The sequence below is a fragment of the Micromonospora sp. NPDC047756 genome (genome assembly GCF_055587245.1).
The window spans coordinates 359,776-375,158 of the sequence record NZ_JBVJGQ010000001.1; the positions used below are offsets into that span (position 1 = coordinate 359,776).

13 protein-coding genes are annotated in these 15,383 nt (G+C 71.4%); 4 read left to right on the forward strand and 9 right to left on the reverse strand.

Annotation, left to right across the window (positions count from 1 at the left end):
• Nucleotides 1-121: 121 nt before the first annotated feature.
• Nucleotides 122-877 carry a dienelactone hydrolase family protein gene (locus ACZ6NZ_RS01660; RefSeq protein WP_465854878.1) on the reverse strand — a complete coding sequence of 252 codons (756 nt, stop codon included), beginning with the start codon at nt 875-877 and terminating at the stop codon, nt 122-124.
• Nucleotides 878-1,040: 163 nt separating this feature from the next.
• On the opposite strand from ACZ6NZ_RS01660, the gene ACZ6NZ_RS01665 reads away from it, so the two are divergent.
• From ACZ6NZ_RS01665 to ACZ6NZ_RS01675, 3 genes are all read left to right on the forward strand, one after another.
• Nucleotides 1,041-1,445, forward strand: a complete 405-nt coding sequence (locus ACZ6NZ_RS01665) for a hypothetical protein (RefSeq protein ID WP_465854880.1) — start codon at nt 1,041-1,043, stop codon at nt 1,443-1,445.
• Entirely contained in the window at nt 1,442-1,942 is a 501-nt protein-coding gene (locus ACZ6NZ_RS01670) for a universal stress protein (protein ID WP_465854882.1), read from the forward strand. Before ACZ6NZ_RS01665 ends, ACZ6NZ_RS01670 begins: the two co-directional genes overlap by 4 nt.
• Before the next feature lie 155 nt (nt 1,943-2,097).
• Nucleotides 2,098-2,484: an SAV_915 family protein gene (locus tag ACZ6NZ_RS01675; protein WP_465854884.1), complete on the forward strand. Its 387-nt coding sequence runs from the start codon at nt 2,098-2,100 to the stop codon at nt 2,482-2,484.
• Here ACZ6NZ_RS01675 and ACZ6NZ_RS01680 read toward each other — a convergent pair.
• The 8 genes from ACZ6NZ_RS01680 to ACZ6NZ_RS01715 form a co-directional block, all read right to left on the reverse strand.
• A complete protein-coding gene (locus ACZ6NZ_RS01680) occupies nt 2,385-4,400 on the reverse strand; it encodes an FAD-dependent oxidoreductase (protein WP_465854886.1) in 2,016 nt (671 codons plus the stop codon). The genes ACZ6NZ_RS01675 and ACZ6NZ_RS01680 overlap by 100 nt on opposite strands.
• Nucleotides 4,401-4,502: 102 nt before the next feature.
• Nucleotides 4,503-5,183 (reverse strand): response regulator, encoded by a 681-nt coding sequence (locus ACZ6NZ_RS01685; protein WP_465854888.1) that lies wholly within the window; start codon nt 5,181-5,183, stop codon nt 4,503-4,505.
• Nucleotides 5,180-7,729 carry a sensor histidine kinase gene (locus tag ACZ6NZ_RS01690; RefSeq protein WP_465854890.1) on the reverse strand — a complete coding sequence of 850 codons (2,550 nt, stop codon included), beginning with the start codon at nt 7,727-7,729 and terminating at the stop codon, nt 5,180-5,182. The genes ACZ6NZ_RS01685 and ACZ6NZ_RS01690 overlap by 4 nt, the downstream gene beginning before the upstream one ends.
• A gap of 71 nt (nt 7,730-7,800) precedes the next feature.
• Nucleotides 7,801-8,682, reverse strand: a complete 882-nt coding sequence (locus tag ACZ6NZ_RS01695; RefSeq protein WP_465854892.1) for a potassium-transporting ATPase subunit C — start codon at nt 8,680-8,682, stop codon at nt 7,801-7,803.
• A complete protein-coding gene (kdpB, locus tag ACZ6NZ_RS01700) occupies nt 8,682-10,877 on the reverse strand; it encodes a potassium-transporting ATPase subunit KdpB (RefSeq protein ID WP_465854894.1) in 2,196 nt (731 codons plus the stop codon). Before kdpB ends, ACZ6NZ_RS01695 begins: the two co-directional genes overlap by 1 nt.
• Before the next feature lie 20 nt (nt 10,878-10,897).
• Nucleotides 10,898-12,553, reverse strand: a complete 1,656-nt coding sequence (gene kdpA, locus ACZ6NZ_RS01705; RefSeq protein WP_465854896.1) for a potassium-transporting ATPase subunit KdpA — start codon at nt 12,551-12,553, stop codon at nt 10,898-10,900.
• On the reverse strand, nt 12,553-12,642 hold the full coding sequence (kdpF, locus tag ACZ6NZ_RS01710) for a K(+)-transporting ATPase subunit F (RefSeq protein WP_036410889.1): 90 nt from the start codon (nt 12,640-12,642) through the stop codon (nt 12,553-12,555). The genes kdpA and kdpF overlap by 1 nt, the downstream gene beginning before the upstream one ends.
• 553 nt (nt 12,643-13,195) lie before the next feature.
• On the reverse strand, nt 13,196-14,236 hold the full coding sequence (locus tag ACZ6NZ_RS01715; protein WP_465854899.1) for a TRM11 family SAM-dependent methyltransferase: 1,041 nt from the start codon (nt 14,234-14,236) through the stop codon (nt 13,196-13,198).
• Between the two features lie 72 nt (nt 14,237-14,308).
• Here ACZ6NZ_RS01715 and ACZ6NZ_RS01720 point away from each other — a divergent pair, with 72 nt between their 5' ends.
• A complete protein-coding gene (locus ACZ6NZ_RS01720; protein ID WP_465854901.1) occupies nt 14,309-15,373 on the forward strand; it encodes a zf-HC2 domain-containing protein in 1,065 nt (354 codons plus the stop codon).
• The last annotated feature ends 10 nt before the right edge of the window (nt 15,374-15,383 follow it).

Here is a 15,383-nt window from a genome sequence, read left to right on the forward strand (position 1 = left end):
GGCCCACCGCGCCCACGGTGCCCACCCTGGCGATCCCTCCCACCATGATCAGGTGATGAAAAGTAGGTCGGAAACGATCCGGAGGCCTACTTTTCATCACCTGATCACTGCACCGCAGTCGTCAGTCGACGGGCAGGGTGCGGTCCAGGAGGTCGAACAGCGCGGCCCAGTGACGCTCGGTGGCCTGCTCGTCGTACATCGGGGTGTCGGCCATGGTGAAGCCGTGGTGCGCGCCCTCGTACACCTCGGAGCGGTAGCGCACCCCGGCGCTGTCCAGCGCCTTCTCCAGCGTGGCGATCTGCTCGGGCGTCATCGACTGGTCGGCGTCGGCGTGACCGAAGTACAGCTCGCCGGTGATCGAGCCGACGCCCCGGTGCGGGCTGTCCGGCGCATCGGTGACGATCCGCCCGCCGTGGAAGCTGGCGACAGCGGCGATGCGGTCCGGGTGCGCCTCGACGGCCCGTAGCGCGTTCGTGCCGCCCATGCAGTAGCCGGTGATGGCGACCGGGCCGGGCCGGACGTCGTCGCGGGCGGCCAGGAAGTCGAGGTAGGCGGCGGTGTCCCGGCTGACCACGTCGGGGGTCAGCGCCTCGATGAGCGGCACGATCTGCGCGAAGAGCGCGCCGCGCTGATCCGGCTCGGCGAGCCGGGACAGGTCGAAGATCGGTGCCCGGCCGGCCCGGTAGAACAGGTGGGGCGTCAGCACCAGGTATCCCCGGGCGGCGATCCGCTCGGCCATCTCGACCAGGCGCGGACGGGGTCCGAAGGCGTCCATGAAGAGCAGCACGGCGGGGAACGGGCCGTCTCCGTCGGGCCGGCTCAGGGATGCGTCCGCGACTCCGTCACCGGTCGAAATGTCCACCGTCGTCGTCTGCACTGTGCCTCCTCGTACGCCGATCTTGGTTCGGTGGGAACGCTACTCCCCGTATCGGCGGGCCCGGTCGGCAGCCGCGTGAACGCCGCGTCAAGAAATGGCGGTGACCCGTCGAAATGCCGTATCGAAGGGTGCTCGTTCGCCGTCCGCTGGTGACGATGGGTCCATGAGTCCTTGGCGGATGACACGCTGGGAACGCGGAGGACCGCCACCCGGCAGCGACGGCGACCCCGGTGAGACCGTGACCAGGGCGAGCGGGCCGCAGCGGCGGCACGAGGCGCTGGTGAGCGTCCGGCTCGGCCCTTCCGCGCCGGGCAGCCATCTGGTGGAGTACCTCCGGCACGAGCCCTGCGCGGTCGACGCGTGGTGGATCGCCGCCGACGTCGACGCCGTGATCCGCCTCTCCGCCGAGAGCATCACGGTGCTGCACCGCGCCGTGGCCGACCTGCGCCTTCGCGCCGGGGTGGAGGTGGCGGAGGCCAACTACATCCTGCGCGCGCTCGACCTGGGCGCGCCTGCGGGCCCAGGTGCGGAACAGGGCGTCCCGACCTGGGCGGTGTCCGCCGCATGAGCCGCACCGCCGCAACACGGATCGTGGTGGGGGTCGACCGCTCGTTCGCCGGGATGCAGGCGCTACGCCGCGCCGTCTCGCTGGCCCGCCACGAGGGCGCCCAAATGGACGCGGTCCGCGCGTGGGTCTTCGCCCCGACCTGGCGGCCTGGCACGCTCGCCTGGCGTTGGCAGGACGAGTGCGACCGGGCGGCGGTCGTCTACCTGCGCGCCGTCTTCGACGCGGCGCTCGGTGGCCTGCCCCGGGACGTGCGGGTGCGGCTGGTGACGACCCAGGGGTACGCCGGGCAGGTGCTCGTCGACCACGCAGATCGGGAGTCCGACCTGCTCGTCGTCGGCAGCCCGGATCGTGGCCGGTTCGGTAGGTCGCGCGGGAACGTCACCCGGTACTGCGTGACGCGCGCGTCCGTGCCGGTCGTGGCGGTCCCCGCGCCGTCCTGGGCACGGGCCGCGACGATCCGCCGCTTCGCCCACGACCTCGAACGATTCAGCCGATGACCGCCGCAACCGCGGCACAGGCTCCAACCGCCGCAACCGCGGCACAGCCAACAACCGCCGCAACCGCGGTACAGGCTGCAACCGCCGCAACCGCGGCACGAACGGGAAGGACCAACCCGACGATGGACGAGGGCCCGATAACCTACGCCGTTCCGGTGCGTGACCTGCCGGGACGGCTGGTACGGACGGTGCGGACCGGCCGCTCCCCACAGGGGCATCGGGTGGGCATCGCCTTCACCCGCCCCGAGCTGCTGGTCGCCGCCATGGGCCCGGAGCAGCCCTGGGAGGAGCTGTGCGAGTCGGCACTGCGGGGCATGCTGCGCCCGCTCGGGATCGAGGTGATCCAGGTCGACCCGCTGCTGGTGGCACCGCCGCTGGATCCGAGGACCGCCGCCCGCCCGGAGGCTGTCGGCCGCCCGGAGGCCGCCGCCGTCGCGAGCGGTCAGGCCCGGACGAAGCGCACCGCGTCGGCGATCACGTGGCCGTCGGTGTCCTCGGTGCGGATCAACACGCTCCCCTCGGTGCCCGCCGTGAACGGATAGGTGCCCAGCGGTACCCACTGACCCCCGGACTGCCGCTGGTCGACGGTCCGGGTGGTCAACCCCCCGGAGTACGCGATGTCCACCGGCACGTTGCTCGCCCGGTTGGGGTCGGCGGTCCAGCGCAACTGCACCGTCCACGACCCGGAGACCGGTAGCGTCGGGCGGAACCGCAGCCGGTTGACGCCCTTGGCGGTGTTGCCGTCGTGCTCGTAGTCCGCGCCGTAGTAACCGCCGATGCTGGTGCTGCGCAGCCACGTTCCGGCCCGGGTGATCCCGCTGGTCGACGCGTTGTCCAGGATCACCTCGCTGGTGGAGCCCCACTCCAGCACCGCGCCGTCCTGGCGCAGCCGGCTCTGCAGGGCCGGCAGGGAAACGGCCTGCACGGCGAGGTTCCCGGCGAGGGCCAGGGACGCCGCGGTGGCCGCCGCCTGCCCGAGGATCATGAACACGGGTTCCATCCGGATCGAGCCGTAGGCGATGTGACTCGCCGAGAGGCAGACCGGCACCAGCAGGTTGGCGCACTGCGCCTGGTGCGGCACGATCGCGCGGTAGCTCACCGGGTACGGCGCCGGCACGCCGATCTGCACATCCCCCTCGTTGCGCACCGTGCCGTTGACCACCACCCGCTGACAGTTGTGCGAGTCCATCGTGTAGCTGGCCAGGCCCACCGAGTCGGCGACGCGTACCCGGCCCCGACAGTCGGCCTCGGTCATCACGTACGCGGAGATCATCCGGCGGGCCTCGCGGATGTAGAGCAGCGGCGGCCAGCCGCCCGTGCCGGTGAACTCGTCCACCGGCAGCCCCCACCGGGCCGTCGAGTCGCGGACCGACGCCGGCAGTCGGCTGTCGTTGGCCAGGAACCACATCAACCCCTGCTGGTACGTGCGGTGCTCGGCGATGATGCTCTCGCGCGTCGCCCAGCTCGCCGTCGGGTACGCGTGGTTGAAGCCGATGTTGTCGGTCGACACGGCACCGTTGTTGTTGGAGTCGGTCTTCCCGCCACCGATCGAGTGGGTGGTGAAGTACGGTCCCGCGTAGCCGGCCTGGATGTGGCGCAGCAGCAGCTCGTACCGGATCGGGTCGTAGCCGGACGGCTTGCCGAACGGGATCCGGTTGGCCGCCTGGGTGAGGCACATCCGGAAGCAGTACGCCTGGATCCTGTCGTCGCCGCTGCCCTGCGGGGCGAGTGGGGTGGCGGAGATGCCGGGCAGCAGTCCACTGGCGGGCGAGCCGGCCGTCACGTACGGGTCGACGGGGTAGGCGAACTGGTGGGTGTTGCGCGACTGCACCCCGTTGATCGTCTCGCCGTAGGTGTCGTTGGACTCCCGCCCGACGGTGAACCCGACGCCGGCCATGGCCAGCAGATCACCCTCGTAGGTGGCGTCGACGAACATCGCGCCCCGGTAGATCGAGCCGTCCTCGGTGCGCAGCTCGGTGATCCGGTTCCCGCTGCGACCCAGGCTGGCCAGCCGGGCGTCGACGACCACCGGTACGCCCGCCTCGGCCAGCATCTCGGCGAAGACGGCGGTGGCGACGTGCGGTTCGAAGGTCATCCGCAGCGGCGACGTCGGCGTGAGGCTTCCGCCGTGGTACTTCACGTACACCCGGCGGTAGAACTCGGCCGCGAGCCCGCCGATGGACGCCTGGACGCCGGTGTCGGTCGCGCCCAGCCCGGCGGTGCTCAACCCGCCGACGTGGCCGGTGGGCTCCACCACCACCGCGGTACGGCCGAGCCGGCGCATGGTGATCGCGGCGGCCAGCCCGCCGGAGGTGGCGCCGTAGACGACAAGGTCGGCGGTGGTGACGGCGGCTCGGGCGGGGGCGGCCCGGAACGGGTCGGTGAACCCGGCCAGGACGAGGCCGGCACCGCCGGCGACCAGCAGCCGACGACGGGACAGGGGCAGAGGCACGGACACGGCGGGCTCCCGAGGGGTAACCGGTGGAGGGGACGGTTACAGAAGCACGCCGCTGCCGCTGCGAGCGAAATTCTTCAATCTCTTCCGGCGGGTGTCAACGGTTCACGGGCGGTAGCGGTAACCCATTCCCGGCTCGGTGATGAGGTGGCGGGGGCGGGCCGGGTCGTCCTCCAGCTTGCGCCGCAGCTGGGCCAGGTACTGCCGCAGGTAGTTGGTCTCGTTCTGGTACTCCGGCCCCCACACGTCCTGGAGGAGCTGACGTTGGCTGACCAGCTTGCCGGGGTGACGCAGCAGCTTCTCCAGCACGCTCCACTGGGTGGGGGTCAGCTTGACCTCGGTGCCGTCGTCGCGCCGCACGCTGTGGTCGGCCAGGTCGACGGTGTGCTGGCCGATCCGCAGGGCCGGCACCGCCTCGCTGGGCGTGCCGAGGCGGCGGGTCACCGCGCGGATGCGGGCCAGCAGCTCCTCGACGCCGAACGGCTTGGTGACGTAGTCGTCCGCGCCCGCGTCCAGCGCCGCGACCTTGTCCTCGCTGCCGGCCCGACCGGAGAGCACGATGATCGGCACCGCGGTCCACCCGCGCAGGCCCCGGATCACCTCCACGCCGTCGATGTCGGGCAGGCCGAGGTCCAGCACCACCAGGTCGGGCGGGTGGCTGGCGGCGGCCTTCAACGCGGCGGCCCCGGTGCCGGCCACGTCCACGTCGTACCGGCGGGCGCGCAGGTTGATGCGCAGGGCACGCAGGATCTGCGGTTCGTCGTCGACGACCAGGATGCGCGTCATTCCTGCGGCCCCTCCGAGCTGGTCTGCGCGGCCGGCAGCCGCAGCACCATGGTGAGCCCACCGCCGGGCGTGGTCTCCGGGGTGATGCTGCCACCCATCGCCTCGGCCAACCCTCGGGACAGGGCGAGACCGAGACCGACACCCGTCTGGTTGTCCCGGTCGCCGAGACGTTGGAACGGCAGGAAGACGTGCTCCCACTGGTCCTCCGGGATGCCCGGCCCGCGGTCGATGACCCGCAGCTCGACCTGACCGGCGTGGGCGCTCGCGGTGATCGTGGGCGGCTGACCGGGTGGGCTGTACCGCAGCGCGTTCGCGACGATGTTGACCAGCACCCGTTCCAGCAGGCCCGGATCGGCGGTGGCGGCCGGCAGGTCGGCCGGGATGTCCGTGCCGACCGTCGCGGCCACCGGGCCAAGTTCGTCGAGCGCCAGGGGTACGGCGTCTTCCAGGCCGATCGCGGTCGCCGAGATGCCCAGCACGCCCGCCTGGAGCCGGCTCATGTCCAGCAGGTTGCCGACCAGCCGGGCGAGCCGGTCCAGTGACTCCTCGGCGGTCTCCAGCAACTCCTCGCGGTCGGACTCGTCGAACTCGATGTCGTGGCTACGCAGGCTGGTCACGGCCGCCTTCGCGGACGCCAACGGGGTACGCAGATCGTGGCTGACCGCCGCGAGCAGCGCGGTGCGCATCCGGTCGGCGGCGGCGAGGGGCCGGGCGGTGGCGGCCTCCTCGGCGAGCCGTTCCTGGCGCAGCGCGACGGCGGCCTGGGCGGCGAACGCCTCGACGATGCGCCGGTCGGCCGCCTCCAACCGCCGACCGCTGAGCACGACCGTGATCCGCTCGTCGACCGGTACCGCCGTCTCGCCGGCGTCCGGTGTGCACGCCGGCTGCTCGCCGACGCTCGCCACCACACACCAGGCGTGCTCCTCGCGGGCCCGCTCCGGTCGCCCGCTGGCCTCCTCGGCCAACTCCAGCACGCTCACCGCGCGCAGCCCGAAGGTCTCCCGGAGCTGGTCGAGCAGGGCGGGCAGCGGACGTTCGCCGCGCAGCACACCACCGGCCACGGCGGCCAGGGTCTGCGCGTCGGCGGCGGCCCGCGCGGCCTCCCGGGTACGCCGGGCGGCCACGTCGACGATCCAGCTCACGGCCAGGGCCATCCCGACGAAGACGGCCAGGGCGAGCAGGTTGTCCGCCTCGGCGATGGTGAGCGTGCGGAAGGGCGGGGTGAAGAACCAGTTGAGCAGCAGCGAGCCGCCGAGCGCGGCGACCAGGGCCGGCCACACCCCGCCGACCAGCGCGACCCCGACCACCCCGGCGAGGAACAGCAGGATGTCGTTGGTCAACGTCAGGTCGGGCAGGGTCCTCAGCAGCACCGTGAGCAGCGGCATGCCCAGCGCCGCCAGGCCGAAGCCGAGCAGCCGGCGACGTCGGGACAGTGCCGCCGGTACGGCCGCCGCCCTCCGGCCCTTGCCAGCCTGTTTGTGGGTGACCAGGTGCACGTCGATCGAGCCGGAGAGCGCCGTGGTGGTCACCCCGACGCCCCTCGCGAAGATCTGCGCGAGGCGACCCCGCCGGCTGGCCCCCAGCACCAGCTGGGTCGCGTTCACGCCCTGGGCGAAGTCGAGCAGCGCGGCCGGCACGTCGGTGCCGAGCACCTGGTGGTACGTGCCGCCCAGGCTCTCTACCAGCACCCGCTGGCGGGCCAACTGGGCCGGGTCGGCCCCGGCCAGGCCGTCGCTGCGGGCCACGTGCACGGCCAGCAGGTCGGCACCCTTGCTGCGGGCCGCGACCCGGGCGGCGCGGCGGATCAGCGTCTCGCCCTCCGGGCCGCCGGTCAGCGCCACCACCACCCGTTCCCGGGCCTCCCAGGTGGCCGCGATGCCCTGCTGGCTGCGGTAGCGGTCGAGCTGCTCGTCGACCTTGTCGGCCAGCCAGAGCAGCGCCAGCTCGCGCAGCGCGGTGAGGTTGCCGACCCGGAAGTAGTTGCCCAACGCGGCGTCGATCTTGTCGGGTCGGTAGATGTTGCCGTGCGCCATCCGCCGGCGCAGCGCCTCCGGGGTCATGTCGACAAGCTCGACCTGCTCGGCGGCGCGGACGATCTCGTCCGGCACGGTCTCCCGCTGGGTGGTGCCGGTGATCTGCGCGACGACGTCGTTCACCGACTCCAGGTGCTGCACGTTGACGGTGGACAGCACGTCGATCCCCGCGTCGAGCAGCTCCTGGACGTCCTGCCAGCGCTTGTCGTGCCGGGAACCGGGAACGTTGCTGTGCGCCAGCTCGTCGACGACGGCGATCTCCGGCCGGCGGGCCAGCACCGCGTCCAGGTCCATCTCGGTGAACTCCGCGCCGCGGTAGTCGATGGTCCGGCGGGGCACCTGTTCCAGGTCACCGAGCATCGCGGCGGTGTGTTGGCGGCCGTGGGTCTCCACGAAACCGATCACCACGTCGGTGCCGCGCGCGGCCCGCCGCCGGGCCTCCTCCAACATGGCGTACGTCTTGCCGACGCCTGGGGCGGCTCCGAGGTAGATGCGCAGTTCTCCGCGTGGCACGGGGACATCCTCCCTGCTCAGATCGGCCGGCGGGGCCGTGCCCGGTGGACACGACCCCGCCTGCGGTGTGCTCAGCGAGCGGTGAACTGCTTGTCGAGGGCGAGGTTGAGCTCCAGCACGTTCACGCCGGGCTCACCCATGAAGCCGAACGCCCGCCCGCCGGTGTGCTCCTTGACCAGCTTGCGGACCGCCGCCGGGTCCGCGCCACGCTCACGCGCGACCCGGTTCACCTGCAGTTCGGCGTACGCCGGGCTGATCTGCGGGTCGAGGCCGCTGGCACTGGCGGTGACCGCGTCGGCGGGCACCGCCGGGTCGGCGGGCGCGTCGCCCCGGATCGGGGTGACCACCCCGCCGGCGGCCACGTAGTCCTCGCCGGGCTGCGCCGGCTCCACCGTCACCCCCTGGTACTCGCTGACGAACGGCGTGGCCGGGGCGGCCTGGTTGACGCTGACCACTCGGGTGACCGGGCCGGTCAGGCCGTCGGCGTGGAACACCGCGAGCACGGCGCCCACCCCACCGTCGGTGCAGTACGGGCGCCGACCGTCGACGCCGTCCAGCTCCCCGACGGCCTTGCTGCGTGCGCAGACCTGGGTGAGCAGGCTCTCGCTGGATTCCTCCGGGTCGGTGGCGATGGTGTCGACGACGCTCTCCGGGCCCAGGTTGCTGGCCGAGGTGGAGGTCGGGTCGTAGCCGTCGCCGGCGGCGGAGGGGCGGGACTGGAAGTACCGGGCGATCGGGTTGCCGTCCGCGTCGGTGAAGGACTGGCCGATCAGCGCGCTGCCGACGATCGTCCCGCCCGAGGAGATCAGCGAACCGTCGGTCTTGTGGTTGAGGCCGGGTAGCTGACCGAGCGCTACCAGGGCCAGCGGGTAGACCAGGCCGAGCAGCACCGTGAAGACGAGTACGGCGCGCAGCGCGGCGAGGTGTTGGGCGATCCAGGTGGGTAGGCGCATCACGAAATCCCCGGGAAGAACTGGATGAGCAGGTCGATGATCTTGATCCCGATGAACGGCACGATGATGCCGCCCAGTCCGTAGACCAGCAGGTTGCGGCTGAGCAGCTTCGACGCGGCGGCCGGCCGGTACCGCACGCCCCGCAGGGCGAGCGGGATCAACGCGATGATCACCAGGGCGTTGAAGATGACAGCGGAGAGGATCGCCGACTCCGGGCTGGCCAGCCGCATGATGTTCAGCGCGTCCAGGCTCGGGTAGAGGCCGGCGAACATGGCCGGGATGATCGCGAAGTACTTCGCGATGTCGTTCGAGATGCTGAACGTGGTCAGCGCGCCACGGGTGATCAGCAACTGCTTGCCGATCTCCACGATCTCGATCAGCTTGGTCGGGTCGGAGTCGAGGTCGACCATGTTGCCGGCCTCCTTGGCGGCCGACGTGCCGGTGTTCATGGCCACCCCGACGTCGGCCTGGGCGAGCGCCGGCGCGTCGTTGGTGCCGTCACCGGTCATCGCGACCAGCCGACCGCCCTCCTGCTCCCGCTTGATCAGCGCGAGCTTGTCCTCCGGCGTCGCCTCGGCCAGGAAGTCGTCCACCCCGGCCTCGTCGGCGATCGCCTTCGCGGTACGCGGGTTGTCGCCGGTGATCATCACGGTCCGGATGCCCATCCGGCGCATCTCGTCGAACCGCTCCCGCATCCCGGACTTGACCACGTCCTTGAGGTGGATGACGCCCAGGGCGCGGGCGGGCGCACCGTCGACGTGCTCGGCGACGACGAGCGGGGTGCCGCCGGTGCCGCTGATCGCGTCCACGATCTCGCCGACCTGCTCGGTCGGGTGGCCGCCGTTCTCCCGTACCCACTTCATGACCGCTGCCGCGGCGCCCTTGCGGACCCGGCGGGCCGTGCCCGACGCGCCGCCGTCGACGCTGGCGTCCGGGCTCAGGTCGACGCCGCTCATCCGGGTCTGCGCGGTGAACGGTACGAAGGTGGCGTGCGGCATCACGCCGGGCTCGCGCTCGCGCAGCCCGAACTCGTTCTTCGCCAGGACCACCACCGAGCGCCCCTCCGGGGTCTCGTCGGCCAGGCTGGATATCTGCGCGGCGTCGGCCACCGTCGCGGCGTCGACCCCCTCTACCGGGACGAACTCGGCGGCCTGCCGGTTGCCCAGCGTGATGGTGCCGGTCTTGTCCAGCAACAGGGTGTTGACGTCGCCGGCCGCCTCGACGGCCCGGCCGCTCATGGCCAGGACGTTGCGCTGCACGAGGCGGTCCATGCCGGCGATGCCGATGGCGGAGAGCAGCGCCCCGATGGTGGTGGGGATCAGGCAGACCAGCAGCGAGATCAGCACCACGCCGGTGACACCGGAGTCGGTGATCGCCCCGCTGTCCGGTGCGGCCGCCTGGTACGCCTTGGAGAAGATGGCCAGCGGCTGGAGGGTGACGACGGCCAGCAGGAAGATGACGGTGAGCGCGGCGAGCAGGATGTTCAGCGCGATCTCGTTCGGCGTCTTCTGCCGGTTGGCCCCTTCCACCAGGGCGATCATCCGGTCGATGAAACTCTCTCCGGGCTTCTGGGTGATCTTCACGATGATCCGGTCGGAGAGCACCTTGGTGCCTCCGGTGACCGCGCTGCGGTCCCCACCGGACTCCCGGATGACCGGGGCCGACTCGCCGGTGATGGCCGACTCGTCGACGCTGGCGATGCCCTCGACGATGTCACCGTCACCGGGGATGATGCCGCCCGCCTCGACGAGCACCACGTCGCCCTGACGCAGGTCCGGCGCCGGCACCGCCTCGTCGCGGTAGGTGTTGGCCCGCGCGCCCGGCTTCCAGTCGATCAGCCGGGTGGCGATGGTGTCCTTCTTCGCCTGCCGCAGGGTCGCGGCCTGGGCCTTGCCCCGACCCTCGGCGACCGCCTCGGCCAGGTTGGCGAAGACGACAGTCAGCCAGAGCCAGATGGTGATCGCCCAGGCGAACACCGACGGGTCGGCCACCGCCAGGACGGTGGTGAAGGCCGCACCGACCTCCACGATCAACATCACCGGGTTGCGCCACATGGTGGCGGGGTTGAGCTTGCGTACCGCGTCCGGCAGGGACCGGATCAACTGCTTGGGGTCGAGCAGCCCCCCACCGATCCGGTTGCCCTGGGTGGCGGGCGTACCGGGGAGTTGCTCTGTTGGGGCGGACGTGACGGACATGTCCTCGTTCCTCATGATGGTCAGAGCCCCTCTGCCAGCGGACCGAGCGCGAGCGCGGGCAGGAAGGTCAGCGCGACGAGGACCACGGTGACGCCGACGACCATGCCGATGAACAGCGGTCGGTGGGTCGGCAGGGTGCCCTCGGACGCGGGGGTGGGTGCCTGGCGGGCCAGCGAGCCGGCCAACGCGAGCACGAAGATGAGCGGCAGGAACCTGCCCAGCAGCATGCACAACCCGAGCGCGGTGTCCCACCAGGTCGTGTTGACCGTGATGCCGCCGAACGCCGAGCCGTTGTTGTTGCTGGCCGAGGTGAACGCGTACAGCACCTCGGAGAGGCCGTGCGGGCCGACGTTGAGCGCCGTCGAGTTGTTGCCGGTGCCGAACGCCGCCGCCGTACCGACGAGCACCAGGATCGGCGTGATCAGAAAGTAGAGCGAGGCGAACTTGATCTCGCGGGATCCGATCTTCTTACCCAGGTACTCGGGAGTGCGGCCCACCATCAGCCCGGCCACGAAGACCGTGATCACCGCGAGGATGAGCAGGCCGTAGAGCCCCGAACCGGTGCCGCCCGGCGCGACCTCGCCGAGCATCATGTTGACCATCGTCATCATGCCGCCGAGGGAGGTGAACGAGTCGTGGAACGAGTTCACCGCACCGGTCGAGGTGAGCGTGGTGGCGGCGGCGAAGGTTGCCGAGTTCGACACGTCGAACCGCACCTCCTTGCCCTCCATCGCCGCGCCGATCGCCTGCGGCACCGTGCCGTGGCCGGCCAGCTCGAAGATGTTGGTGATGGCGACGCTGAGGAACGCGAGGATGCCCATCACCGCGGCGATGGCGTAGCCCTGCCGGTTCTGCCCGACCATCCGGCCGAAGACCCGGGGCAGGCTGAACGGGATCAGGAAGATCAGGAAGATCTCCAGCCAGTTCGTCCAGGTGGTCGGGTTCTCGAACGGGTGCGCGCTGTTGACGTTGTAGAAGCCGCCACCATTGGTGCCCAGCTCCTTGATCACTTCCTGGCTGGCGACCGGGCCACCGGTGATGGTCTGGGTGCCGCCGGTCAGCGTGCTCACGTCGGTGCCGGCGGACAGGTTCTGCACCACCCCGCCGATCATCAGCGCGACGGCGCCGAGCACCGCGATCGGCAGCAGGATCCGCAGTGTGATCCGGGTCAGGTCGACCCAGAAGTTGCCGAGCTGCCCGGTGCGGCTGCGGGCGAAGCCGCGTACCAACGCGACAGCCACCGCGATGCCGACCGCCGCCGACACGAAGTTCTGCACGGCCAGGCCGGCCATCTGCACCAGGTGGCCCATCGTCGACTCACCCGAGTACGACTGCCAGTTCGTGTTCGTCACGAACGACACGGCCGTGTTCCACGCGCCGTGCGGCACCACCGGGTCGAACCCGAGCGACAGCCACAGGTGGTTCTGCACCCGCTGGAACAGGTACAGGAACAGGATCGAGACCGCGGAGAACGCCAGCACGCTGCGGGCGTACACGCCCCAAGTCTGCTCGGCGGCCGGATTGACCCCGACCAGTCGGAAGATGCCCCGCTCGACGCGGGACTGCTTGGTGCCGGAGACCGCCCGGAACATGTAGTCGCCGAACGGCTTGTAGACGGCGACCAGGGCCGCCACCAGCGTCAACACGAAGATGACGCCCGCTGTTGTCATGGTCATCAGAAGCGCTCCGGAAACAGCAGGGCGAACACCAGGAACGCGCCCAGGACGACCGCGAGCACCAGACCGACGGCGTTGACCGCGTTCACAGCTTCTCCACCGCCCGGACCACCAGGGCGAGCACTGCGAACAGCACCACCGTCAAGATCACGAACACCACGTCAGACACGCTGACTCCTCAGCCGGAAAGGTTCGTCGCGACCGCCTTCCGGTCGCGCCGGGCAATCAAAGCCCCACCACCCGCCGAACGGCAGGGGTCATAACGCGACCATGACGGGGGCGAACCTTTTCTTGACGTGGTTTTCACGCCCGCCCACTGAGCAGGTGAAATGCGGCACAGACCTCTCGGTGGTCCGCCAGGTTCACGACCGGTCGCCCCCCTTTGCTCTGCACCCGCGGAGGCGACACTCACGGTCGGTAGCCGGTGCCTCCGCGGGTGCAGAGCAAAGCCGGCGCCCCTGCGGGTGCAGAGCAAAGGCGGTGCCCCTGCGGGTGCAGAGCAAAGGCGGTGCCCTGCGGGTGCAGAGCAAAGGCGGCGCCTCCGCGGGTGCAGAGCAAAGGGAGAAATGCGCGCGGGAGAGGGGCCAAGCGTGGCCCGGATGGGACCGCTCATGGCGTGCAGCGGCGCAGGTGCGGGGCCCTTCAGGCCGGGCGGCGCGCCACCAGCACGTCGCGCATGATCGACTGGTCCACCCGGTGCCGCAGCGCGCGGTAGGGCTCGTCGTCGACCACGGTCAGGCCGGCGTCGGCCAACGCCGCCGCCGCGTCGTCCCGACTGGCGACGTGGGTGTTCCAGGAGATCCCGAGCGCACCGCCGGGACGCAACAACCGGGCCCAGACCGGCGCGGCGTCCGCCAGCAACGCCAGCGGGTCGCGGGTCAACCCCTGCCCAGCGGTACGGCTGCCGTGCTGCACGCCGTACGGCGCGTCGGCGACGACCAGGTCCACGGTCTCCGGGCGGAAGAACTCCGCGGAGCGGGCGGTGTCGGCGTTGACCACGTCCAGCAGTTGCGTCTGGCCGGCCTTGTGCTCCTCACGGGTCGGCGCCAACTCGATCCGTACCCGCCGGCCGACCACCTTGCGCTCCCGTCGCACCGGCCCCGACTCCAGCACCCGGTGCTTGACGCGCTTCTGCTTCAGCCAGGTGGTGACGAACGCCCGGTACGCCTCGACATCCTTCTGGTCACGCTCGATACCGGCGGCGTCGAAGCCGTACATCAGCGCCTGGTTGAGAGTGGTGCCCCGACCACAGAGCGGGTCGAGCACCCGGAACCGGCGGCTGGTCATCTCGGCGGCCCAGTCCGAGGCGAGCAGTGTGACGTTGAGCAGCAGCTTGGTGAACTGCTCGTTGGTCTTGCCCGGGTACTTCTGGATGGTGAGCAGATCGTCGTCGTAGCGGTCCAGACGGCTCCACTCGATCGGCCGCAGCAGCTCACCGACGATCTCGAACAACGCGTACCCGGCGGAGAGGTTGCCCAGGACGGCCAGGTCACGCTCGGTCAGCCCGTCACCGGTGAACGTGATGTAGGACGCCCCTCCGACGACCTCGGTGTCCAACTCGCCGATCCGGCCGTCCAGCGCCGAGCGGCCGAAGATCTCCAGCTCGGCCCGGGTGAGGTCGACTGCGGCGCGGGCGTACACCCGGTTGGTGGCGGGCAGGATCAGCAGGCCGTAACGCGTCATGATCCGGCGAGTATTCCACAACGGGTCACGGTCGCCGGGAACCGGAGCGGCCGCCGGAGCGACTACCGGTACATGGGGTGTGAGCAGTGGCGGGAGGTCCTGTCCGCGCAGTTGGACGGGGAGGAGACCGCCGCCGAACTGGCGGCGGTGCAGGGGCACCTCGACGGGTGTGCCGATTGCCGGGCCTGGTTCACGGCGGCGGCCGCGGTGACCCGTCGGGTTCGTACCCGATTGGTGGTCGATGTGCCCGACCGGACGGCGGCGATCCTTGCCGCCGCCGGCGCGGACCCGGCCCGCCGGTCACGGTGGCGGCGTGGCCCGCTGGTCACCGGCCTGCGAAAGGTGCCCGGACGGGGTCAACTGGCCGCCGGGTTGCGAGCGGCGTTCGGACGCGGCCCGCTCGTCGCCGGCCTCCGGGTGGCGCTCGGGTTGCTCGGCGCGGTGCAGCTGGTGCTCGGCCTGGCCCAGGTGGGCCGGGGCGCGACCGCCGACCACCTGCACCCCACCGGCCAGCACCTGTGGCACGAGTCGGCGGCGTGGAACGTGGCGGTTGGCGCGGGCTTCCTCTTCGTGGCGTTGCGCCGCAGCCCGCCCGCCGGGCTGCTGCCGATGCTCAGCGCGTTCGTCGGCACGCTGCTGCTGTTGTCGGTGAACGACCTGGCCACCGGCTCGGTGGGCGGGGAACGGCTGATCAGCCACGGCTTCCTGGTGGTCGGCTACCTGATCACCGTGCTGCTGTCCCGGCCCGGGCTGCGCCCCGGTGGCCCGGCACCACAGCGGCAGCCGACGCCGTCGCGCTGGCGCTTCGGGGCCGACGAGATGGACCGGCCGCTGCGGGTGGTGCCCCCCGGCTCCTATCCGGCGCAGGCGGCCGACCGGTTCGCCGCCCCGGCGGCGCAGATCGGTGCAGTCGCCCCGGCGGCGCAGATCGGTGCAGTCGCCCCGGCGGCGCAGTTCGGTGCAGTCGCCCCGGCGGCGCAGTTCGGTGCAGTCGCCCCGGCGGCGCAGTTCGGTGCAGTCGCCCCGGCGGCGCGGGTTGATCAGGCCGCTTCGGGCGGTCAGGCCGCCCCGGCATCGCGGGCGGGGCACGCCGCTGCGGCATCACGGACGAGTCGGACCGGCCGTCGCGCGGCCTGAGCGAGACCTG